Raw genomic sequence first — 21,489 nt, 5'->3', positions numbered from 1 at the left:
GACGACCGGTCCTCAGCCCGCGGTGCCGGCCTTCGTCCTGATGAGCGGTGCGTCCCGCGAAAGCTCCCGGAATCCGAGGCCGTAGTAGAGCCCGCGCGCCTCGGGATGCCCCGGCGCGCCCAGGCAGGCGACCGTCGCGTGCGTGGCCCCGGCCGCCCGCGCCCGGTGCATCCCGTGCAGCAGCATCGCCCTCGCCAGCCCGAGCCGCCGATAGTCCGGATGCGTCCCGACCGGCTCGAACTCGGCGCTCCTGTTCACCTCGTCCAGCCACATGATCGTAGAGGACGCCATTGTCCCGTCGGGTGCCTGCACCAGGAGGTGCAGGTCGCCGCGGTAGGCCGCCGTCCGCCGGACGCCCTCGTAGCCCTGTGCCGTGTACGACGAGGGAGCCCAGGCGTCCACATGGGCCCGGACCGCCGCCTGTGGCCCCACCTCGTCGGCGGTGCGGAACCGGAATCCGTCCGGCAGCACCGGCTGCTCCACATCGGTCAGGTCCCGCTCGTTCAACTGGGTCCAGTCGCCGGTGTCGCCGAGCGAGGCCCGGTCGGGCCGATAGCCGTGCGCCGCCCATCGTTCCACGGCGAACCCATCGGCGGCGCTCGGTACCACCCGGTGCTCGGGGCCGGCCGCCACACCGTCGTACCAGTCGATCACTTCGTCGACCAGCCCGGCATGGCCGGGATGGACCTGATACGTCAGCGAGGTGCCGGTGACGTCCTTCACGGTCCCGTCGCCGCGCCTCACCCGGTGCGGCAGGCAGGCCCAGCCCCACGCGACCGGTTCCCCGCCGGAGAACCACAGCCGCCGCGGCCAGGTCGCGCCGTGGGCTGCGTGTCCCCGACCCCAGGTCCAGGCCAGCTCCCCGTACGACGCGCCGGCGCTGATCAGGTCCGGGCGGATCGCGGTGACCCGCTGCGCCAGGGCCTGCATGAGCCGCAGGTCCGCGGCGGTCACCCGCTCGAAGCCCGTCATGGTGCGCCACTGTGCCAGTGCTCCGCACAACCGTCGAACCGTTTTCCGGGGGGTGTACGGGCTCAGGGGGCACCGCACACGGGGGCGGCCTGTGTCGATCTGTTCCAGGACTCTCCCAGGTCCACCATCCCGGGTCCGCGCACCGCCGGTCCCCCCTGGGACGGACCCAGGGCGCCCCCGCGGCCGCGGATCCAGGATCTGTTGCCAGGGTCCGTGAACTCCAGCACCAGTGACGACAGGTCCGCATCCGTGAGCTGCGTGGACGGGAACCGGGCCCGCATACCGGCGCGCAGGGAAGCACGAGGGACCGAGACCTGTCTGCACGGCGGCAGTCCGCCCAGCCGCCACCACAGCTTCCTCCCGGGAAGGAGCAGACGTACGTACACGACGTTCGGATCGCCGTTCGTGACGACCACATCGGACGTGGTCTGGTAGAAGTCGACCTGCTCGGCGAAACTTCTCCGTCCCGCCTCCGTCGCCTGGCGCTCGGCCCGGTCGGCCCGCTGCTCCGCCCTGACCCCGAGGACCAGACCGCCCAGGGCCGCCAGAACGGTGATGGACGCTCCCACGATTCTGCCCAGCTCGGCCCAGGAGGGCGGGGGCGACCGGGGGTCAGCGGGAGTGCCGTCGTCCTGTGGGGCGTCGCCGCCGTCCGGCTCGGGCCGCCCCCCGGTGTCGCCTTCAGCCATGCACCGAGAGTACAGGCGCGATCACGGCTCATGGGGGCCCCGGAGATTGAGCGACGCCGGTCACCGGGCCGGCCGGGGCGCGGCGGTTCGCGCTGGGCTCAGGGCCGGCAGGGGTGGGAACCCCGGCGGGCCATGCGGATCCCCTCGGCCCGCTGGACGAGTGCGGCGGTGGCCAGGGCCTGGGACAGGGCGAGTTCCGCGCTGTCGCCCGACCCGTGTCCGATCCCGGTCAGGTGTGGTGTGTGACGCAGGACCGACGGTTCCGTCAGGCGTGGTGCGCCGATGGACACCAGATGCAGGGCATGCTCCACGGCGTACCCGTGCACGATGCCCAGCACGCGGTCGCAGTCGTGGGTGTCGCGGGGGCCGTGATCGAGGTCGAGCACGATCACGTCGGCCCCGTCGGGCAGGCTGGTCAGGGCGTACCGCAGGGCCAGCTCGGAGTGGTGAGGTCCCCAGGCGCGCCGGACGCGGCACACGGTGAGTACGGCGGTGCCGCCCCACACAGCCAGGTGTGTGCTGTACGGCTTGTTCACAGGCCCTACCCCGATGTCAGGGGTGGCAGCCCTCGCCAACGATCGAGATCACTGTCAAGCGCACGGCAGATGCCGTGCGAAGTCCGGCCTTGAAGCCGCGGTGGCACCAGGTAGGGCGTGCCGGGCCCGTGCGTAGAGTCTCCGAAGCCTCAGCGACAGAACAAGGCTGGTTCGTTCCCTTCCACCCTTGCACACTTCCGCGGCCGGAAGGGCCCCCGGGCCGCAGGGGGCTGGGACTGAGAACGCGGCACCGAGCCCGGCCGGCCACCCGACAGGCGCCCCTGGCCATACGCTTCCGGTCCGCGCCCTCGCGTACAGGCCCCGACAGGTGCCGCGAAGGGGGACAAGGGGGGCACGGTAGTGGAACGAGGGCGACCGTGACCTGTCGGCGCTGAGCGAGGCAGCGCAGGAGTCCTCCCTCATCAGCTACTTCGCGTAAACGGGGGCGCGGCTAAAGCTCGCAGCTGGATCCGCTGGACAAGCGGCTGGTCGCCATCGCCGGGGCCGGTTCGGCGGTCACGGCCGCGCAGGAGCGGGCCGATCCGGCCACCGGGTGGTCACCCGTCCTGACGTACAAGGAGGACTCCGGCACCGACCGGGTCCCCGGCTCGTAAGGCGACCGCCGGACGCCGGTGCTCACGGCACACAGGTGTCACACGAAGCCGCGGGGAAACCCGGCCTCGCATGACAGCACATGAGGGACAGGACTCTTCTCGGTCCGACCGGCAGACCGTCGACCGGCTGCTGCCGGTCTGGCTGGAGGAGATGGAACGCCATGATCCGGGTGCCGCCCAGCGGGTGCGGAAGGACTGGGAGGGCGGTTCGCTGACCGAGGACACCGCGCAGGACCTGGCCACGTGGGTGACCGCACGGATCACCGACACCGGTTTCAACGACGACGAGGGACCGGAGGTCGACGGCCCGGCCCGCATCACACCGGCGGACAAGGAGAGCGTCCACAGATGGCTGGCGGCCCAGGGCCACCGCGTCTGAAGCCCCCACGTCACGCTCCGCGCGGGCGATCGCCCCGCGCCCCGCTGACACCATGACGAAGCGGCTGCCCGTACCGGCAGCCGCCTCATTCCCGCTCGCTGCGCCCGGTCAGCCGCGGACGATGTTCTGAGCCTGCGGACCCTTCTGCCCCTGCCCGATGTCGAAGGTGACGTGTTCCCCTTCGGTGAGCTCCCGGTAGCCGCTGCCCTGGATCTCGGAGTAGTGGGCGAAGACGTCCGGGCCCCCTCCGTCCTGGGAGATGAAGCCGAAGCCCTTCTCTGCGTTGAACCACTTCACGGTACCGCTGGCCATCAGTTGATCCTTCGTTCATACCCGGGAGAAGGCCCTACGGACGGGCCCGCTCCGGCTCCCGACAACAGGAGCCACAGTGGATCTACCCCGAACCCGCCGCGTTATCCGTGCAACGACACACCGGAAGATTTTTCCGCCACGCAGCGTTCTGCTGTGGGCCAAGGCCGTCGCGCCGTCGCGGGAACGGGGGCAGACATCGTCACATGGATCCGGTCTTCGTTCTCGTGCACAGCCCGTCCGTAGGCCCCTCGACCTGGCACCCGGTGGCCCAGCACCTGACAGCGGCCGGACACCGGGTACGCGTGCCGTCCCTGCTGCACATCGCCGACGGTGCGCCGCCGTTCTGGCCGCGCGTGGTCGACGCGGTCCGCGACGATCTCCGGCAGACCCCGGCCGGCAGCCCCGTCACGCTGGTGGCACACAGCAACGCCGGCTTGTTCGTCCCGGCGGTCCGCTCGGGCCTCGACCGTCCGGTCACCCACTCGGTCTTCGTCGATGCCGCGCTGCCCGCCCGGTCCGGACGGACGCCTGTCGCCTCCCGCGAACTCCTGGAATTCCTCCGCCCGATGGCGGTGAAGGGCCGCCCGCTCGTCACTTCAGCCCGCTGAGCATGACGCCGCGGATGTAGTACTTCTGGAGCAGCAGGAAGAGGACCAGGACCGGCAGAATGCTCAGGACGAGGCCGGCCATGACGACGGGCATCGTGCGGGCCGGGTCGACGTGGTCCTGGAGGAGCTGGATACCGACGGGCAGGGTCATCACATCCGGGTCGGCGGTCGAGACGAGCAGCGCCCAGATGTACTCGTTCCACGCGTCGACGAAGGTCAGCAGGCCGAGCGTCACCAGGACCGGTTTGGTCTGCGGCACCACGATCCGCCACCACACGGCCAACTCGCCGGCCCCGTCGATGCGCGCGGCCTCCAGGACCTCGTCGGGGATCGAGATCATGAACTGACGCGTCAGGAAGATACCGAACCCGTTGACGAGGAAGGGCACGGCGAGCGCGACGATGCTGACGGTCAGGCCCGCGCCACCGCGTCCGAACAGGTCGTTGCCGCCCGCCAGTGGCCAGTGCACCAGGATCAGGAAGTGCGGGATGAAGAAGAGGAAGGGCGGGAACATCATCGTCGACAGCACCAGGCGAAAGACGAACTCCCGCCCGGGAAAGCTGAGTTTGGCCAGTGCGTAGCCGGCGAGTGACGACGTGAGCAGCACCGATCCGGTGATCAGGGCGGTGGCGACGACGCTGTTGCGGAAGAGCACCGGCAGGTCCAGCTGCGCCACCGCCGCCCGGTAGTTGGACAGGTCGAACGCCTCGGGCAGGAACCGGTACGGCAGGGTGCCGGACTCGCCGGGCCCTTTGAAGGACGTCATCACCATGTCGAGGAACGGCACCACCGTCAGCACGGCACCGGCCACGACCACCAGATACGACAGCCACGGGACACGGCGTCGGATCACGCGTCCTCCCCCTTGCGCCGGAAGATCCACAACTGGGTCAGGGTGACCACGAGGACCACCAGGAACAGGACGAACGCAGCGGCGCTCGCCGTGCCCCAGTCGCCGTACGTGAAGGCCTGCCGGTACATCTCCAGCGCGGCCACGTTCGTCGCGTCACCCGGCCCGCCCTTGGTCATCACGATGATCAGCGCGAACGACTGGAGACCGGTGAGGAACTGGGTGATGCACACGAACAGCAGGGACGGCCGCAGCAACGGCAGGGTGATCCGCCAGAAAACGGTGGCCGGCCCGGCGCCGTCGAGCGCGGCGGCCTCGTAGTACGACTGGGGAACCGACTTCAGCCCGGCGGTCAGCACGAGGATCGCCGAGCCCGCCGACGCCCAGGCCTGTACGACCACGACCGAGGGCAGCGCGGTGTCCGGGTCCTGGAGGAACGCCACCGAAGCGAGCCCGCAGGCGTTCAGGACGCCGTTGACCAGCCCGCCCGGCTCGTACATGTACTTCCACACGTTGCCCACGGCGACGACGGTCGTGACGATCGGCAGGAAGTACAGGGTGCGCCACAGCCCCTGGAACCGCAGCTTGTCGATGCACGTCGCGACGAGCACGGACCCGGCGAGCGCGAGGGCCACCGTGCCCAGGGCGAACAGCAGCGTGTTGGTGAGGATCGGCACCAGGAACGTCGAACCGTCCGCGAAGAGGCCGGCGAAGTTGTCGAGGCCCACCGGACGGATGTCGCCGAGGTCGAATCCCGCCCACCGGGACGTCGACAGCAGCAGCGCGAAACCCAGCGGGAGGACCAGGAGGACGGCGAAGAACAGCAGTGCGGGCGCCAGGAAGAGATAGGCGACGGCGGCCTGGCGGCGGCGCGGGTGCCAGGTCCGGCCACGGCCGCCACGCGTGGGCCCGGTGGCCCGCGGGCCGTCCGGCCGCTCGGTCGCCTCCGGCGCCAGGGTGTTCACCATGAGCGCGCCACCTCCTGACCGACCTGACGGCGGATCGCGCGCAGGGCCTCGTCGGTCGACAGCTGACCCGTCCACAACGCCTCGATGTTCTTGCGCAGCAGCGACTTGGCCTGCTGCGCCCCCGGTACGTTCGGCTCCGGCACCGCGTACGCGAGCGCCTCCCGGAACGGGCGCAGGTTCGGGTCGCTGCCCTGGCCCAGGAGCGCCCGCATGTCCTCGGCCCGGCCGGTCAGGGAGCCGACGGACACCTGGAGCAGGCTCATCCGGGTCGCTGTCGCGTCCTTCCCGGCGCTCGGCACCCGCACCTTCCCGGTGTTGAGCCAGCGCAGGAACTCCCAGGCCTCACGCGGGTGTTCACTGGCGGTGTTGACGCCCAGCAGGAAGCCGGTGGCGAGCGTGGCGCGCGCGTCGTGCGGCGCGCGGAGGGGCAGCGGTGCGACTCCGACATCGCGGTAGGCCGCGCCCATCAGGGTCTTCAGGTCCGCCGTCCACCAGCCCGCGCCGACCACCATGGCCGCCTGCCCGGACGGGAACGCCTTGTACACGTTGACTCCGGGTGCGCTCGCACCGGCGGCGACCAGCCGGCGCTCCAGGTCGAACACGGCCCGGCCGGCCGGCGAGTCGATGGCGGTGCCCCGGCCGTCCGCGGAGACGAACGTCCCCCCGGCCGCGCTGAGCAGGGCGAGGGTCTGCCCGACCGTGGTCGAGTCGTCGATGGTGGACAGCCCGAAGCCCTGCACCAGCGTGTTGCCGTACCGGTCACGCCTGGTGGTGCGGTGGGCCGCCTCCTCCAGCTCCCGCCAGGTGCGCGGCGGGCCGTCGACGCCCGCCGCGCGCAGCAGCCGCTTGTTGTAGTAGAGGGCGTACGTCTGCACCTCGGTCGGGTAACCGTAGACCGTGCCGCCCACCGACGCGGCACCGACCGCGGCGGCGCCGTAGCCGCGCGTGATCTCCCCGGCGTGCTCGGGCGGCGCGGGCCGCAGCACGCCGGCCCGGACGAGCTGGCCGGTCCACAGGCAGTACGGGTGGATGATGTCGGCCCCCTGGCCTGCGGCCTGCCGGACCATCAGGGTGGTCAGCAGATCACTGAACTCCACGGCCTCCGTCCGCACCTTGACCCGGTCGTGGGTGGCGTTCCACTCGTCGACCGGGCCTTGCAGGGCGTCCTTGAGCGCCCCGCTCGCGTAGTGCGAGAGCAGAGTGAGCACGATCGGGTCCCCGGGCCGGCCGGCGCCCCGGCGGGGCGCGGCGCACCCGCAGGCCAGCAGCGCCGAGGGCAGCGCGAGCGCGAAGCGGCGCCGGCTCGGGCCGCCCGTGCGGCGTACCGGCCTCACCGGGCGGCCTCCCGGCGCATCACCCGGAACACCCGGCTCGTGGTGAAACCGGTCCCGCGGTACAGGTGGCCCGCCGGGGACCGCTCACCGGTCCACAGGAACCACGCGCCGTGCGCGCCGCGCGCCCGCATCCGCTCCAGGACCAGGTGGAGCAGGATCCTGCCGATCCCGGTGCCGCGCATCTCCTCCAGCACACCGAACGGGCCGAACCGCTCGTCCACCGACTCGTACGCGCCGTGCATCGCCCAGCCCACCATGCGCCCCGAAGGATCCCGGACGGCCACGATCCGGTCGAGCGGTGTGCCCGCCGCCAGGCACTCCCGGATCGCGCGCGCCCAGTCCGGGCTGAAGTGGTTCCCGGCGAGCGCTACCAGTTCCACCAGGTCGTCGTCGCACGGGGTGGCGAACCGGTACCCCCGCGCCGTCAGCCCCTCGAGACGGGCCGCGACCTCCTGCGGGAAGCGATAGCCGACCAGGCTGCGGTCCATCGCCACCGCCTCGTACAGCGTACGGAAGCCCAGGGACCCGAGGAGTCCGGCCGCTTCCGGATACGCCTCGGCGTCCAGGCCGGGCAGGTGGTAGTTCGGGGTGTACGAGGAGAAGTCCACCCGGGTGCGGCCGTGGCCGTGCAGCCAGTCGAGGGCGTCGGTCAGCAGCCGGCGGCCGAGACCCCGCCCGCGGGCGGCCGGGGCGACGAAGAAGAACGGGATCCAGCCCTGCTCCGGTTCCAGGTCGGTGCCGGCCATCGGCGTCAGACGGCGCACCGCGTAGGCGGCGCCGACGACACGGTCACCGTCGACGGCGACCCGGAGCCCCTCCGGGTCGAAGTTGGCGTCGAGCAGCACCAGGGAGCGGAACCGGTCGGGACTGATGGGGTCGGCCGGCGCGCTCCGGCGCCACGCCTCGACCAGGTGCGGGCCGTCGCCCGGGCGAAAGCCACGGATCCCGGTCCGGGATCCCGGCGTGCGGTCGGTCATCGACAGCACCGTCCTTCCCTCCACGGGCCACCGACGCCCCCGGACACCACCGGCGGCGACGCCGGCCCGGTTGCCGGTGCCGTACGGCCTGCCGGGACCATCAGGCCGACCCGGTCCGCACGTGGGTGCGGAACCGGGCCCAGCCGGAGCCGGCCGGGACCGGCGAGCGCGGGTGACGCGCACAGCCGTGCGGTCCCGGTCGTCACCGCCGCGCGGTCGTCCGTACTCATCTGCTGGCCCCGTCCCGCCGGTGACGTCTCGAAGGAGTGGGGCGCACAGCGCAGGACGCTGGGCGCTCCCGGCACGCGTGACACGCTCCGCCGTCCTACTCGGGCGTCCCCGCCCGGGACTCCTCCCCGGCGGACACGCCCACCGGACGGCGTCCCGGCGGCTGCTGGGGCTCGGGCCGGGCCGGCACCGGCGGCATCCGGCAGACCACCGGCGCGTCGGCGGACACGGTCACCGGCTCCCCGTGGTGCAGTACGACCAGCGGTTCCCCTTCCACCAGCCGGTACCGCGTGTGCGACCGGCCGACGTCGACCTTCAGCCTGCGTCCGCGTACCAGCACGGTGAACGCCACCCTGGACAGCGCCTCCGGCAGGCGCGGCGTGAACGCCAGCCGGGCCGGCTTCCCGTCCTCGCCGGCGTACCGGCGCAGGCCCCCGAAACCCCCCACCAGAGCGATCCACGTCCCGGCGAGCGAGGCGATGTGCAGCCCGTCACGGGTGTTGTGCTCCAGATCGTCCAGGTCCATGAGCGCGGCCTCGCCCAGATAGGCGTAGGCCAGCCGCAGGTGCCCGGTCTCGGCGGCGAGCACCGCCTGGCAGCTCGCGGACAGGGAGGAGTCGCGGACGGTGAGCGCCTCGTAGTAGGCGAAGTTGCGTGCCTTCTGCTCCTTGGTGAAGGCGTCCGGGCACTCCATCATCGCCAGCACCAGGTCGGCCTGCTTCACCACCTGTTTGCGGTACAGGTCGAAGTAGGGGTAGTGCAGCAGCAGGGGATAGGCGTCGGGCGGGGTGGCCTCGAAGTCCCAGCGCTGGAAGGTGGTGAAACCGGCCGACTGCTCGTGGACGCCGAGGGACTCGTTGTACGGCACCGCCATGCGGGCGGCGGCGTCCCGCCACCTCGCGGACTCCTCCTCGTCGACCTCGAGTTCCGCGGCCCGGTCCGGATGGCGCACGGCCGCGTCCGCCGCGTCGAGCAGATTCCGCCGGGCCATCAGGTTGGTGTACAGGTTGTCCCGGGAGAAGGCGCTGTACTCGTCCGGGCCGGTGACCCCGTCGATGTGGAAGACGCCCTCCGCGTCGTGGTGCCCGAGGGAGTGCCACAACCGGGCGGTGTGCACGAGGAGATCGAGTCCCTCGGCACGCTCGAACTCCTCGTCCCCGGTCACCGTCACGTACCGGACGACGGCCATGGCGATGTCCGCGTTGACATGGAAGGCGGCAGTCCCGGCGGGCCAGTAGGCGGAGCACTCGGCGCCGTCGATGGTCCGCCAGGGGAACGTCGCCCCGGACAGCCCCAGTTGCCGCGCACGTTCCCGCGCCGCCGGCAGCGTCCGGTGCCGCCATCTCAGCGCCGGCGCGACGGCCTCCGGGGCGGTGAACGTCAGGACCGGCAGCACGTAGGACTCGGTGTCCCAGAACGAGTGCCCGTCGTACCCGGTGCCGGTCAGACCCTTCGCCGGGATCGCCCGGTTCTCGCCCCGGGCCGCCGCCTGGAGCACATGGAAGAGGGCGAACCGCACCGCCTGCTGGATCTCGGCGTCACCCTCCACCTCGACGTCCGCACCGGCCCAGAAGCGGTCCAGGTACGCCCGTTGCTCGGCGAGCAGCCCGTCCCAGCCGGTGCTGACCGCGGCAGCCACCGCCGCGTCCACCTGATCGTGCACGGCCGGCAGCGAACGCTCCCCGGACCAGCCGTAGGCCACGAACTTGACCAGCCGCAACGGCCGGCCGGGCACCAGGTCGGCGGTCACCGTCAGACGGCTGACGTCGGGCTCGCTCTGCGCCGTCCACCGCGTGCTCCCGGGTCCCTCCACCAGGTGGTCGGCCGCCGCCGCCACCCGCAGCCCGCTGTGGGTGGTGCGGTGCACGAGCCGCAGCCGGGTCTCCTGTGCGAAATGCTCCTCGGGGACCAGTGGTGACTCGGTCACCGCGGCGACGCGCGGGTCACCGGTGAAGCGGGGCAGCTGCTCGTTGGCGACCAGCTCGGACTGAACGGCCACCGAGGCCGCCCCGTCGGCCGGCTCCACCTCGTACACGATCGCGGCGACCGCGCGCTGGGTGAAGGACACGAGCCGGTGTGAGGAGATCCGGACCGTGCGACCGCCGGGCGAGGTCCACCGCGCGGTGCGGCTGAGCACTCCGGAGCGGAAGTCCAGGACCCGTTCGTGCGCCACCAGCCGGCCGTACCGCAGATCGCACGGGTGGTCGTCGACCAGCAGCCGGATGATCTTGCCGTCGGTGACGTTGATCATCGTCTGGCCGGACTCGGGATAGCCGTAGCCCGCTTCCGCGTACGGCAGCGGATGCCGCTCGTACACGCCGTTGAGATACGCGCCGGGCAGACCGTGCGGTTCGCCCTCGTCGAGGTTCCCGCGCCACCCCAGGTGCCCGTTGGACAAGGCGAACACCGACTCGCTCTGGGCGAGCAGGTCGAGATTCAGCTCGGTCTCGCGCAGGCACCACGGCTCGACCGTGAAACTGGGATGGGTGATCACCGCGTCTCCCGGAGCCCGGCCACGTACGCGTCATGGTCGTCCACCGTGTCGAAGGGCGCGCACGCGGTCCCCCCACGGGTGGCGCGCTCGCGGAGACAGCCGTCGGACGGTTCCCAGGGCGCCGCGTGTACTTTCGCGGTCCCGGTGAGCACCCCGTCGAGGTCGGACAGGCAGGCACGGACGTGAGCAGGAAGCCCCAGCATGCGCCCGAGGCTAGGAGGCGGCGCGCGTACGGCGGCGGCAGGACACCGTTCGGCACGCCGGAAGGCACCCACTCGGTCCTGGCCCGCGGCACCGGCCGCTCCCGCCTCCGCGCCGAGCGCACCCGCGCCCCCGCCGGCCCGCCCCGCCCGGACCGCGACCCCCGGCCGGCCGGCGGGGCCTACGGCAGGAGTTCGCCCACCAGCGCGGCGACCTGCTCCGCCTCGATGAGGAAACCGTCGTGGCCGTACGGGGATCCGACCGTCCGGAGCCGGTCCGCGCCGGTGATTCCCGCCGCCAGCTCCGCCTGCTGCGACGGCGGATAGAGACGGTCGGTATCGATCGCGGCGACGACGGTCCTGGCGGTCACCCGGCGCAGCGCGGCCCGCACACCGCCGCGACCACGGCCGACGTCATGGCTGTTCATCGCCTCGGACAGCACGACGTAGCTGCCGGCGTCGAAACGGCGTACCAGCTTGGCCGCGTGGTGGTCCAGGTAGGACTCGACCCGGTACCGGCCGCCGTCCCACGGGTCCTCCGCGTCCTGTGCGGCACGGCCGAAGCGGACCTGGAGCTCCGGCTCGCTGCGGTAGGTGACGTGGGCGAGCCGGCGGGCCAGTCCGAGGCCGGCGTGCGGTCCGTGACCGGTGCCGTGATAGTGGCCGCCCTGCCAGTGCGGGTCGGAACGGATGGCGTGGAGCTGGATGCCGGCCCAGGCGATCTGCTCGGCACTCGCCGCGGCGGTCGTGGCGAGCAGCAGCAGCGCGTCCGTCCGCTCCGGATACGTCACGGCCCACTCCAGCGCCCGCATGCCGCCCATCGAGCCGCCGGCCACCAGCGCCCAGCGGTCGATGCCCAGCGCGTCGGCCAGGCCGGCCTCGGCCGCGACCTGGTCGCGCTGCGTCAGGAACGGGAAGCCACCGCCCCAGGCCCGCCCGTCCGGACGCGGGGAGGACGGCCCGGTGCTGCCCTGGCAGCCGCCGAGCACGTTCGGCGCGACGACGAACCAGCGGTCGGTGTCGAGCGCGCGCCCGGGTCCGACGAGCCCGTCCCACCAGCCGGGAGCGGGATGCCCGGGCTCGGCGGGGCCGGCGACATGGCTGTCGCCGGTGAGGGCGTGAAGCACGAGAACGGCGTTGGAACGGTCCGGTGCCAGCCGTCCCCACGTCTCGAACGCGAGCCGTACGTCCGGAAGTTCGCCGCCCGCCTCCAGGGGAAGGGGCGTCCCGCGCACGTACCACTGGCGACGCCCCGGCGGGTCCCCCTCCCGCCAGGCTCCGGTGGCCGGCGGGAGGGGAACCTCCGAGGGTGTCAGTACGGTGCTCAGGACGCGCCCCTGGCAGCGCCCACGGCCGCGCCCTTCGCCGCGCGGAACCCGGCCTCCAGGTCCGCCTTGAGGTCGGCGAGGTTCTCGAGGCCGACCGACAGCCGCACCAGGCCGGGGGAGGTGCCGGTGGCCGCGAGCTGCTGCTCGTCGAGCTGGCTGTGCGTGGTGGACGCCGGATGGATGATCAGGCTGCGCACGTCACCGATGTTGGCGAGGTGACTGAACAGCTCGACGCCGTCCACGAACCGTTTGCCGGCCTCGACGCCGTCCCGCAGCTCGAAGGACAGCACCGCGCCCGCACCGCGCGGCAGGTAGCGCCGCGCCGCGTCGTACCAGCGGTTGGACGGCAGGCCCGGGTAGTGCACGGCCGCGACCTCGTCGCGCTGCTCCAGCCATTCGGCCAGGGCCTGGGCGTTCGCGGAGTGCCGTTCGATGCGCAGGCTGAGCGTTTCCACGCCCTGGAGCAGCAGGAACGCGGAGTGCGGCGAGAGGGCGGGCCCGAGGTCGCGGAGCAGCTGGACACGTAGCTTGATCGCGAAGGCGCCCGGGCCGAGCGCGGGCCAGTAACTGAGGCCGTGGTAGCTCGGATCGGGCTCGGTGAAGTCGGGGAACCGGTCGGCGTGCGCCCCGAAGTCGAACGTACCGCCGTCGACCACGACACCCGCGACGGCCGTGCCGTGCCCGCCCAGGAACTTGGTCGCCGAGTGGACGACGATGTCCGCGCCGTGCTCCAGGGGCCGCAGGAGATAGGGGGTGGGCACGGTGTTGTCCACGATCAGCGGCACGCCCGCCTCGTGGGCGACGTCCGCGACGGCCCGCACGTCGAGCACGTTGCCGCGCGGATTGCCGAGCGTCTCCGCGAACAGCGCCTTCGTGTTCGGCCGGACCGCCGCCCGCCATGCCTCGGCGTCGTCCGGGTCGTCGACGAAAGAGACTTCGATGCCCAGCCTCGGCAGCGTGTGCCGGAACAGGTTGTACGTGCCGCCGTACAGCGACGTGCTCGACACGACGTGGTCGCCGGAGCCCGCCAGAGTGAGGATCGCCAGGGTCTCGGCCGCCTGCCCGGAAGACAGTGCCACGGCCGCGACACCGCCCTCCAGAGCGGCGACGCGCTGCTCGAAGACGTCCTGGGTGGGGTTGTGGATGCGGGTGTAGATGTTGCCCGGCTCGGCCAGCGAGAACAGGTCGGCGGCGTGCTGCGTGTCCCGGAACACGAACGACGTCGTCTGGTAGATGGGCGTGGCCCGGGCGCCGGTCGTCGGATCCGGCACGGCACCGGCGTGGATCTGCTTGGTCTCGAACGACCACGCCGACGTGTCGGGGCCGGCGGGTTCGTCGTCGGGGGTGTGGCCGGCGGTGACGGAGTCGATCGGCTGGCTCATGGTTCTCCCTTGCGCGGGTGCGGCGGTGCTCGGTGTGCAGAAGAGGAAAATGCGCGGGCTGCGGAAAACGGGTGCGGGAAAGGGGCGGTGCGGGGCCCGGGCCGCTCCGGGTGCGGAAACTCCGGGGAGGTGAACGGACCGCGCCGCCGGGGCTCTTGGAGCCGGGTGAGGCAGCAGCGGCGGGGGCGGAGCGGTGAGAAGGAGGCTGATCGGGGCCGGAGGCGCGGACGTCAGCTCTCGGTGGGACAACCCGTGGTGGTGACACGCACGTAATCGACGTGGCGGCGGGTCACGAGCACGGTCATGGAGCCAGATAACCACATGGGTGCGGCCCGCACCAGCACAACGGAGTGGTCTCACCCCCGGCACCGAACCGCGGAAACGCGCCGTTCACACCACGGAGGCACTCCTGGCCGGCCTCGGTGTCACCAGCTGCTCCATTCACGTACAGGACTACGGCGCTCCCGTCGGGTGGCGGCTCGCGCTGCGCAACCCTGAGGCCATCACCGCGGTGATCAGCCAGAACGGAAACGCCTACGAGGATGGCTTCGTCCCTGAGTTCTGGGCGCCCGTGTGGGCCTACGCGAAGGACTCAGGGCCCGGGACGGAACCGGCGGTCCGCACCGCTCTCGGCCCGGACGCCGTCCGCCGGCAGTACCTCCACGGGGTGGACCGCCCCGAACTGGTCGACCCCGACACCTGGTCGACCCCGACACCTGGACGGCCGACCACCGTGACATCAGCCGCCCCGGCAACCACCTCGTACAGCCCGCCCTCTTCCGTGACTACGCCACCGACCCGCCCTCTACCCGCAGGTGCACGTGTACTTTCGGGACAGCCGCGTCCCGCTCCCAGCTGTATGGGGAGTCGAGGACCTCATCTTCGGCCCTGACGGCGCGCGTGCCTTCGCGCAGGACCTGCCGGAGGCCGAGATCCGCCTGGTGCGGAGGCGGCCACACTTCTGCCGCACGCAAGCAGGACAGCGTCCACCACTGTGCTGACCCTCGCCAGGAAGCGGCCGGTCCGGGGCTACTCGGACCGGCCGCTTCGTCGGCGGCAGCTCGTGACCATCGCGACCGATGAGCCGTTCGGGCAACCGGTCACGGTGACTGTCCACCGAACGGCAGCCCCTCGCGCCCGGGGAGCCGAGACGGACCCTGACCCTGACCAGGCCGGAAGAAGGTTCAGGAACAGGCACCGAAGGGCGCCGCGGTCACGCGCCGGCCAAGCGGTGCACCACGCCGAAGTGCCTTGGCCCCTCGCTCAGTTCCCGGTCAGGAGGCGCAACAGGTGTGTGCAGGCGTCTTCTTCGCGCAGGTGCAGGCTGATCGTCTCCCAGGCACCGCGCTCGCAGGCGCCGACGTCCCACCGGTCGGGGTCGGCGGGGGAGCGGCGCAGGTAGAGGAAGTCGGTGGGCGGGGGAACGGGTTCATGGACGTCTTCGAGATAGTAGTGACCGTCCTGCACGCCGAGGGCGCGCAGGACGGTCACCAGGGTGTGGCGGTTCACCGGCGGCGGTGTTCAGGCCGCGGCGGGAGCGAGATAGCCGTTGTCCAGGAGCCATTTGACGTTCAGGCGCCGGCCCTCGCCCGGGTTGAGCAGGGCGGGGTCCAGCTTGATCTGCCGGCCGCCGCCGGGCTGCCCGAACCAGGGGGCGATGCGGCCCTGCCAGACGCGGAAGGGCTCCTCGACGGTGTAACGGTGGTAGTCGCAGGGGTACTCCGGGTCGCGGGTGTTGAGGTTCTGCGGAGGCAGGGCCCGCTCGGCGTAGGGATCGCCGGCGGGGGCGAGGTAGGAGCCGTACTCGGAGCCGAAGCGGTCCAGATCCTCCCCGCGCTCCAGCACCTCCACGTGCTTGTCGACGTGGCCGTTGGTCTCGGCGAATCCGTCGTCGGGCGGGTACTTCCACCCGGCCGGCCCCTGCGGGTCCTCGTCCTTCCAGTACCTGGCCAGGAACGCCCCGGCGGAAATGCCTCCGGTGCGCCGGTAGTTCCTCAGCAGCGGTCCGACCGGGGCTTCCCAGGGGCGCGGCAGGTGCTTCGGACCCAGGCGGGCGTCGTCCTGGTACTCGCCGGTGCAGGGGTCCGGGCGGGTCTCCGTGGCCGCAGTGCGGCGGTCGTGGTCGGGTGCGGCCGTCGCTGCGGCGGCCGGGGTGAGCGAGGCGGTCAGCGTCAGCGCCAGGGCGGACAGCGCGGCGCGCGTACGGTGGGTCACGTGTCGTACTCCGGAGGTCGTGGGGGAGTGGCCCTCGGCCCGCCCGCTCACGCTCTCGGGCCGCAGACGCCCTGCGCGAGCGGGTCCGGTGAAGGTGTGGGGGCCGGGCTGGTGCCGCCGGGGTGTCAGGCCCGGTCTCGCTACCAGGATGAGGACGGTCCGCCCCGGCCGAGGCGCGAATCACCGATCGGGGGATCCGCAGGACAGACGTTCCCGCCGCGGCCGTACCACGCCGGTGTCCGGGGAGGGGCGAACGACCACGCGGCTCCCGCATGTCGGCGCGGGGCTACGGGCCTTGGCGACGGGCTCGGCGGCGTCCGCGACCGTACCGCGTTCACGATCCGCCGGTGCGAGACCGGGTGGCCGCCTCATCTGCGCCGCCCCTCGCCAGGGCTGCCGCGTAACGCGAACGCAGCTCCGGCAGGTAGTCGTCCGGGCGCGGCCCTGGTCCTGGGCGCCAGGACGGTGCAACTCCAGGCGGCCCCCGGGATGGAGGCGCACGGTGGTCGTCGCCCGTCGGGCCGTCCCGGCCGCCGCCGTGTGCGGCCCGTCCGGTTCCGGCGTTGCGAGGACGGGGACGCCGGCGGGGAACATGTCCAGTGCCTCGTCCGTGGTGGCGGCGGGCGGCTGGCCGGTGCGGTCGGCGCTGCTGACGTACAGCACCGGGTGCTCGTCGAGCAGGGGCCGCAGCGGCTGCCAGCGGGCGCCGAACAGCAGCATCCAGCCGTCTTTCAGAGCAGGTCCCGTCCAGGCGGGGGCAGCCTCGGTGTCGCGCACCCGTACCAGGACGGTGAGGTGTTCGTGGGCGAGCAGCCACCGCGCCATCGCTCCTTGGCCGGGACCGAGATCCCAGACGTGGCCGAGGGCGCGCAGGGTGTCGGGGCGGTGGGCCCACAGGGCGCCGGCTGGCCGGCGGGCCGGCCCTTGGCCTCGTTGACGGCGCGGGCCCGGCAGGCGGTGACGACGTGGGTGAGCGGCGCCGGATTGGGCAGGACGACCGCCGCCCCGTCCCGCAGGGCTCGCCGGGCCTCCTGGAGCGGGACGGGTGTGCGCCTCGGCGGGGTGCCGGCGGCGGTCACGAGGTGCTCGAAGTGGCGCGGGTGAGGCCGTCCAGGTAGTCGGCGAACGCGGCGTCCTCGATGACGGCTCGGCCGGTGCGGAAGGCACGGGCCTTCGCCCAGGACATCGCCGCGCGGGCCTGGTCCCCGTCGAGGGTGTGGCCGAGGCGGGCGGCGACCGCGGTCACGACACGGGCGCTGGCCAGCTGGGTGAGAAGCACGTGCGGCTCGATGCCCAGGACGCCGTGAGGGTCGAACGGCTGGAACAACTCGGGGTGGACGAAGGGTGTGCCGGTGGAGATGGCGCCCACCCCGGTGCCGACGATGGGTGTGGTGACGCTCAACGGAACCCCGGTCGCGGCGGCCACCATCCGGGCGATGCCCGGCAGACGGGTCAGGCCGGGGGCCGTCCACCAGGGTGTGGCGTCCCCGTCGAGGAACCGGTCGGGATGGCGGGCGAGGAGGAACAGCAGCTGTTCGGTGGCGACCATGCCGGCCCGCTCGGCGATGCCGAGCCACGAGCTCGCGACCACCCGGACTCCGGCGGACAGCGCCTGGAGGGTGTTGGCCGGCGCGAGCCCGAGGTCGTTGTGCAGGTGGGAGGCGAGCACCACGTCCTCACCGGCCGCGGACCGCACCTGGGCGAACATCCGGCCGCAGTCGTCCGGTAACTGAGCGCCGACGGTGTCGGCCAGCACGATCAGGCCCGCGCCCGCGTCCGTCGCGGTCCGGGCGAAGCGGGCCATGAGGGCGGCATCGGCACGGGAGGCGTCCGTTCAGGCACACGTCGACCGCCACCGGCGTCGTCCTGGTCGCGCGCCTGTTTCACCAGGCCCACGCCGGTCTGCAACGCCTCGGCGGCCGTACGGTGAACCATGGCGTGGGCCATCGCATCGGACGCGGGCACCACCACCATCACCCGCGCGTGCCGGCTGCCCCGCACCGACACGAGGGCCTGCTCCACATCCGGCCGCGCCCCCCGGCACACCGTCGCGACACCGACGGCGCCCTCGGCCTCCACCGCGACGCGGCGTACGGCCTCGAACTCCTCACCGCAGACCGCGGGGAAGCCGGCGGCGAACACCACGTGCCGGGGGCCGTCCGCGCCGAAGACCCGGCCCGTCTCGCGGGCCGGCCGCACCCGGGACTCAGGTGTCATGAGCGTCTTGGCCTGCGCCCCGTCACGGGCCGACTCCTCCCACACCACCACCCGGCCTGCCGCCGCAGACCGCCGCACGACATCCACCGAACACCACACCCGTCCGTCCAGAGCGTCCTTCGACGCCACGAGACCTCACCGACGAGTGCACCATCCATCCCGCCGCCCGCGACCGTCAGCGGAACCCGGCCGGATCACGCGAACGTGGCAGTAGATCGCTCGGCACAGCTCATGACGGCATCGCCGGGTGTAGAGGTTCTGGGCCGACCGGGCCGCCCTGGGCCGGCACGGCCTCCCGGCCTCCCGGCCGACTCACGCGAGCGTAGATCGTGCGGTGGGGTGGAACTGCACGTACTCGATGGTCGCGCCTCCGGGATGCCGCACGGTCAGGTTGCGTCCGGTGGGGACCTCGTTGGGCCCGTCGAGGATCTCTCCGCCGTGCTGCTCGGTGATCCGCAGGATGTGGTCGACGGACTCGACGACCGTGGTGGCGTGGGTGCCGCGGTAGGGAGCGAGGGCCTCCTCCGAACCCGCGAGAAGCAGGTAGCCGCCGACAGTCGCGAGGTCCAGGCCGCGGTAGGTGAACCGCAGCCGTGGCTGCTCCCCGGTGAGCTCGACGAACGTCGGCAGAGCCGCGTCCAGGTCGTCGACGTAGACGCGGGCGAACGTGGCGAGCACCGGCACGGTCATCTCCTAGATCATTCCGTGTTTCCCGAAACGTCGAAGTGATCTGCATACTACGGTCAGTACACGGATGAGGACGAGGAGAGCCGGTGGGACAGTCCGAACATGCCGATCCGGACCTGGCAGCAGTGCTCCATGCCTTGGGCGACCCGGTCCGGCTGGCGCTGGTCCGCCGGATGGCCGAGACCGGCGAGAGCACGTGCAGCCCGGACGGCGTGGAGGTACCCAGATCGACCTTGTCCAATCACTGGCGCATCCTGCGCGAGGCCGGGATCACACAGACCCGCCGAGCGGGAAAGGCCCGGCTGATGACCCTGCGCCGGGCCGACCTCGACGCCCGCTTCCCGGGACTCCTGGCCGCCGTCCTGGCAGAGGACGGACGCTGAGCACGACGGCTGCCGACCCCGGCGGCCGTCGCCCCGATGCCGCCTGAGCCTTCCCCGCCGACCCAGCCGATCCCCTCCCTGTCACCGCCCCACGCGTACCGCCAGCCACGGAAGGCGCCGGACCAGCCAGGCACTGCCGAGCCCGATGGCGGCACCGGCGGCTACATCGCTGGGGTAGTGGGCGCCTGACTGCACCCGCTCGACGGCGACCACGGCGGCCGGCACCGCGCACGCGGCTCCGGCCTGTGGCCACGAGGGGATCAGCGCAGCGGTGAAGGCCACCGCGGCCGCGGTGTGCCCGGACGGGAACGACGAGGAATCGGGCCGGTCCTCGACCTCGTCGTGCGGGATCCACTCCTTGGGCGGACGCGGCCGGCCGGCCACCTGCTTGCACACACCGTTGGACACCAGCTGTGCCAGAGCGAGAGCCGTCAGACCCGAGACCGCGGCCATACGGCCCCGCCGTCCGCCGGTGCAGGCCATCACCACAGCCGCACCGCACCACAGCTTGGAGCTCTCCGCGGCTTCCTCCACCGCCGAGAGTGTCCGGTGGAGGCGGGGATCTTGCCAGGCGGCCACCCGCTTGGTCAGACGACGGTCCATGTCACGCACTGCGGTAAACAACGTCATGACCTGCTGATATCCCGTAAGGCCTCGGACAGTCGCCGATGTCGTGGACAGATGGGCACCGTCCTACCGGACCGCCGCCGGACCGTCACAGGCTGTACCGCCTCCCGCACAGGGTCACCATGAGAGCACCACCCTGCTCATGCGGCGGGACTTACCGAGAGGCGGGAGGGAACAGGGCCAGCTGGTCCTTCACCCAGGGGTCGAACACGGCTGCCCGCTGGGTGGACGAGGGATAGAAAGTGGCCAGCTGGTCCGCGATCCACGGGTCGGTGGCCTGCCGGGCCGTGTGGTGACGGCAGGTGTCCCCAGCGGTGCCGTGGACCGGGAGGTGCCCGGCCGTCCGCGGAGCAGCCGCCAGCGCCGGGCTGCCGCCGGCCAGCAGAGCGCCTCCGGCGATCGCGGCACAAGCGCCTGCGACCGCGATCCGTCGCGTCAACTTCATGATCTCCTCCTTGCTGGCCCGCCACTCTGGGTCGCGATCGGAAACATCGCGTGATGTGAGCCCTTGCGGTGACGGGCGGAAGCATCCGGTCGGCCCACCTACCCACTCCTTCTCCTCGCACACCGGCAGCAGGGAATTCGGATGCAAAGGGGCAGCCGGCCGCCGTTGCGGGTGCCCGGCACCGCGCCGGGCGCCGCGCCCCCGAAGACGGTTATGTTTCCGCAACCGCGCAAAGCGGGCCGATGCGTATCCGGCGTGATCAGCTCGCCGTGCGGCTCGTCGATGACACAGTTCGCCGCGCGGCTCATCGATGACGGACACCGGCACGGGCACGCGGGTGTGTGTGGCCATCGCGCATCTGACGGAGCGAGGAGAAGAGCACGCACCAGCCGGCCGCCCAGGAACCGATGAGCGCCAGCCAGCGGGCGGGCCGCACCCGGATCAGGGTGCCGAGCGCCCAGGACGCCACCGAGCGGCAGCGTGCCCCGCACGACTCTGCGGACGGCCGCATTCGTCCGGCCCATCAGCTCCGGCGGTGTCACCGATTACCGGTCACGGCAGCGGTCTTCGCTGCCGATGACCGAACGGCGACCGATGCTCCAGAAGGTTCCCAGTCACCCGTTGGAATCTGTGTACAGGCGAACTTCGGCACTGTGGAGGCATGGTGGAGCCGCTGACACGGAAGACCGGTTCAGGTGGGCGGAAGGACGGAGGGTACGAAGTGCCGTCGCGCCGCGCGTGCCGCGGCCGGGGTTGGGCCGCAGAGGTCCGCCCGGCCCGGGACGACCTGCCGCAGCCCGCGGCCGGAGAGCGGCCCGGCGCGGGCGCCGCCCGGTCCGGGGAGGACCTCCGGGGCGAGTGCCTCGATACGGCCCTCGCCTCCGTGGCCTCGATGGTGAACACGATTCTGTCGCTGGCCACCAGTGGTCCGCCGCCGGAGGCGCGCCCGGCTAGGCCGTGTCGTCGAACTCCCGCCTGCTCCACGACGCCATGCACGCACTCTCGCCGCACCGGGCCCCGACCCGAGTACGTCCAGTACGAGAGT

The 21,489-nt window shown here is 72.3% G+C and carries 23 protein-coding genes; 3 read left to right on the top strand and 20 right to left on the bottom strand.

Annotation, left to right across the window (positions count from 1 at the left end; translation table 11 throughout):
* Positions 1 to 12 precede the first annotated feature (12 nt).
* From ABZ117_RS30700 to ABZ117_RS30690, 3 genes are all read right to left on the bottom strand, one after another.
* Positions 13 to 972, bottom strand: a complete 960-nt coding sequence (locus ABZ117_RS30700) for a GNAT family N-acetyltransferase (protein ID WP_356825426.1) — start codon at positions 970 to 972, stop codon at positions 13 to 15.
* 62 nt (positions 973 to 1,034) lie between these two features.
* Positions 1,035 to 1,661 (bottom strand): hypothetical protein, encoded by a 627-nt coding sequence (locus ABZ117_RS30695; RefSeq protein WP_356825424.1) that lies wholly within the window; start codon positions 1,659 to 1,661, stop codon positions 1,035 to 1,037.
* A 98-nt stretch (positions 1,662 to 1,759) separates the two neighbouring features.
* Positions 1,760 to 2,197 (bottom strand): hypothetical protein, encoded by a 438-nt coding sequence (locus ABZ117_RS30690; RefSeq protein ID WP_356825422.1) that lies wholly within the window; start codon positions 2,195 to 2,197, stop codon positions 1,760 to 1,762.
* A 684-nt stretch (positions 2,198 to 2,881) separates the two neighbouring features.
* Between ABZ117_RS30690 and ABZ117_RS30685 the strand changes: the two genes are divergently transcribed.
* The gene (locus ABZ117_RS30685) at positions 2,882 to 3,190 is read left to right on the top strand and encodes a hypothetical protein (RefSeq protein ID WP_356825420.1); all 309 of its coding nucleotides are present in this window, start codon (positions 2,882 to 2,884) and stop codon (positions 3,188 to 3,190) included.
* Positions 3,191 to 3,298: 108 nt separating this feature from the next.
* Here the strand turns inward: ABZ117_RS30685 and ABZ117_RS30680 are convergent, their stop codons facing one another.
* Entirely contained in the window at positions 3,299 to 3,502 is a 204-nt protein-coding gene (locus tag ABZ117_RS30680) for a cold-shock protein (protein ID WP_121790526.1), read from the bottom strand.
* Positions 3,503 to 3,705: 203 nt separating this feature from the next.
* Here ABZ117_RS30680 and ABZ117_RS30675 point away from each other — a divergent pair, with 203 nt between their 5' ends.
* Positions 3,706 to 4,110: a hypothetical protein gene (locus ABZ117_RS30675; protein WP_356825418.1), complete on the top strand. Its 405-nt coding sequence runs from the start codon at positions 3,706 to 3,708 to the stop codon at positions 4,108 to 4,110.
* Here ABZ117_RS30675 and ABZ117_RS30670 read toward each other — a convergent pair.
* The 14 genes from ABZ117_RS30670 to ABZ117_RS30605 form a co-directional block, all read right to left on the bottom strand.
* Positions 4,094 to 4,963 carry a carbohydrate ABC transporter permease gene (locus ABZ117_RS30670; RefSeq protein ID WP_356825416.1) on the bottom strand — a complete coding sequence of 290 codons (870 nt, stop codon included), beginning with the start codon at positions 4,961 to 4,963 and terminating at the stop codon, positions 4,094 to 4,096. The two genes, ABZ117_RS30675 and ABZ117_RS30670, sit on opposite strands and share 17 nt — an antisense overlap.
* Complete coding sequence (locus tag ABZ117_RS30665) at positions 4,960 to 5,928, bottom strand: sugar ABC transporter permease (protein ID WP_356825414.1); 969 nt, start codon at positions 5,926 to 5,928, stop codon at positions 4,960 to 4,962. The genes ABZ117_RS30670 and ABZ117_RS30665 overlap by 4 nt, the downstream gene beginning before the upstream one ends.
* Positions 5,922 to 7,262 carry an ABC transporter substrate-binding protein gene (locus ABZ117_RS30660; RefSeq protein WP_356825412.1) on the bottom strand — a complete coding sequence of 447 codons (1,341 nt, stop codon included), beginning with the start codon at positions 7,260 to 7,262 and terminating at the stop codon, positions 5,922 to 5,924. The genes ABZ117_RS30665 and ABZ117_RS30660 overlap by 7 nt, the downstream gene beginning before the upstream one ends.
* Positions 7,259 to 8,239, bottom strand: a complete 981-nt coding sequence (locus tag ABZ117_RS30655) for a GNAT family N-acetyltransferase (protein ID WP_356825410.1) — start codon at positions 8,237 to 8,239, stop codon at positions 7,259 to 7,261. The genes ABZ117_RS30660 and ABZ117_RS30655 overlap by 4 nt, the downstream gene beginning before the upstream one ends.
* A gap of 325 nt (positions 8,240 to 8,564) precedes the next feature.
* Positions 8,565 to 10,961, bottom strand: a complete 2,397-nt coding sequence (locus tag ABZ117_RS30650; RefSeq protein ID WP_356825408.1) for a glycoside hydrolase family 65 protein — start codon at positions 10,959 to 10,961, stop codon at positions 8,565 to 8,567.
* A complete protein-coding gene (locus ABZ117_RS30645) occupies positions 10,958 to 11,164 on the bottom strand; it encodes a hypothetical protein (RefSeq protein WP_356825406.1) in 207 nt (68 codons plus the stop codon). The genes ABZ117_RS30650 and ABZ117_RS30645 overlap by 4 nt, the downstream gene beginning before the upstream one ends.
* 179 nt (positions 11,165 to 11,343) lie before the next feature.
* Complete coding sequence (locus ABZ117_RS30640) at positions 11,344 to 12,489, bottom strand: homoserine O-acetyltransferase (protein WP_356825504.1); 1,146 nt, start codon at positions 12,487 to 12,489, stop codon at positions 11,344 to 11,346.
* The gene (locus tag ABZ117_RS30635) at positions 12,486 to 13,871 is read right to left on the bottom strand and encodes a bifunctional o-acetylhomoserine/o-acetylserine sulfhydrylase (RefSeq protein WP_356825404.1); all 1,386 of its coding nucleotides are present in this window, start codon (positions 13,869 to 13,871) and stop codon (positions 12,486 to 12,488) included. Before ABZ117_RS30635 ends, ABZ117_RS30640 begins: the two co-directional genes overlap by 4 nt.
* A 1,263-nt stretch (positions 13,872 to 15,134) precedes the next feature.
* Positions 15,135 to 15,380 (bottom strand): hypothetical protein, encoded by a 246-nt coding sequence (locus ABZ117_RS30630; RefSeq protein ID WP_356825402.1) that lies wholly within the window; start codon positions 15,378 to 15,380, stop codon positions 15,135 to 15,137.
* Positions 15,381 to 15,392: 12 nt separating this feature from the next.
* Positions 15,393 to 16,085: a TNT domain-containing protein gene (locus ABZ117_RS30625; protein ID WP_356825400.1), complete on the bottom strand. Its 693-nt coding sequence runs from the start codon at positions 16,083 to 16,085 to the stop codon at positions 15,393 to 15,395.
* Positions 16,086 to 16,265: 180 nt separating this feature from the next.
* The gene (locus ABZ117_RS30620; protein WP_356825398.1) at positions 16,266 to 16,910 is read right to left on the bottom strand and encodes a hypothetical protein; all 645 of its coding nucleotides are present in this window, start codon (positions 16,908 to 16,910) and stop codon (positions 16,266 to 16,268) included.
* A gap of 250 nt (positions 16,911 to 17,160) precedes the next feature.
* A complete protein-coding gene (locus ABZ117_RS30615; RefSeq protein ID WP_356825396.1) occupies positions 17,161 to 17,889 on the bottom strand; it encodes a hypothetical protein in 729 nt (242 codons plus the stop codon).
* Positions 17,844 to 18,431 (bottom strand): hypothetical protein, encoded by a 588-nt coding sequence (locus ABZ117_RS30610; RefSeq protein ID WP_356825394.1) that lies wholly within the window; start codon positions 18,429 to 18,431, stop codon positions 17,844 to 17,846. Before ABZ117_RS30610 ends, ABZ117_RS30615 begins: the two co-directional genes overlap by 46 nt.
* A gap of 183 nt (positions 18,432 to 18,614) precedes the next feature.
* Positions 18,615 to 18,992, bottom strand: a complete 378-nt coding sequence (locus tag ABZ117_RS30605; protein ID WP_356825392.1) for a hypothetical protein — start codon at positions 18,990 to 18,992, stop codon at positions 18,615 to 18,617.
* An 83-nt stretch (positions 18,993 to 19,075) separates the two neighbouring features.
* Here ABZ117_RS30605 and ABZ117_RS30600 point away from each other — a divergent pair, with 83 nt between their 5' ends.
* Positions 19,076 to 19,372 (top strand): helix-turn-helix domain-containing protein, encoded by a 297-nt coding sequence (locus tag ABZ117_RS30600; protein WP_356825390.1) that lies wholly within the window; start codon positions 19,076 to 19,078, stop codon positions 19,370 to 19,372.
* An 81-nt stretch (positions 19,373 to 19,453) separates the two neighbouring features.
* Here the strand turns inward: ABZ117_RS30600 and ABZ117_RS30595 are convergent, their stop codons facing one another.
* Positions 19,454 to 19,975, bottom strand: a complete 522-nt coding sequence (locus tag ABZ117_RS30595) for a phosphatase PAP2 family protein (RefSeq protein ID WP_356825388.1) — start codon at positions 19,973 to 19,975, stop codon at positions 19,454 to 19,456.
* 178 nt (positions 19,976 to 20,153) lie between these two features.
* Entirely contained in the window at positions 20,154 to 20,444 is a 291-nt protein-coding gene (locus ABZ117_RS30590) for a hypothetical protein (protein WP_356825386.1), read from the bottom strand.
* Between the last annotated feature and the right edge of the window lie 1,045 nt (positions 20,445 to 21,489).

The sequence above is a fragment of the Streptomyces sp. NPDC006309 genome (assembly GCF_040613095.1).
GTDB lineage: Bacteria > Actinomycetota > Actinomycetes > Streptomycetales > Streptomycetaceae > Streptomyces.
The sequence above is the reverse complement of the archived record's forward strand: the minus strand, read 5'-3'. Positions and strand labels throughout refer to the sequence as shown.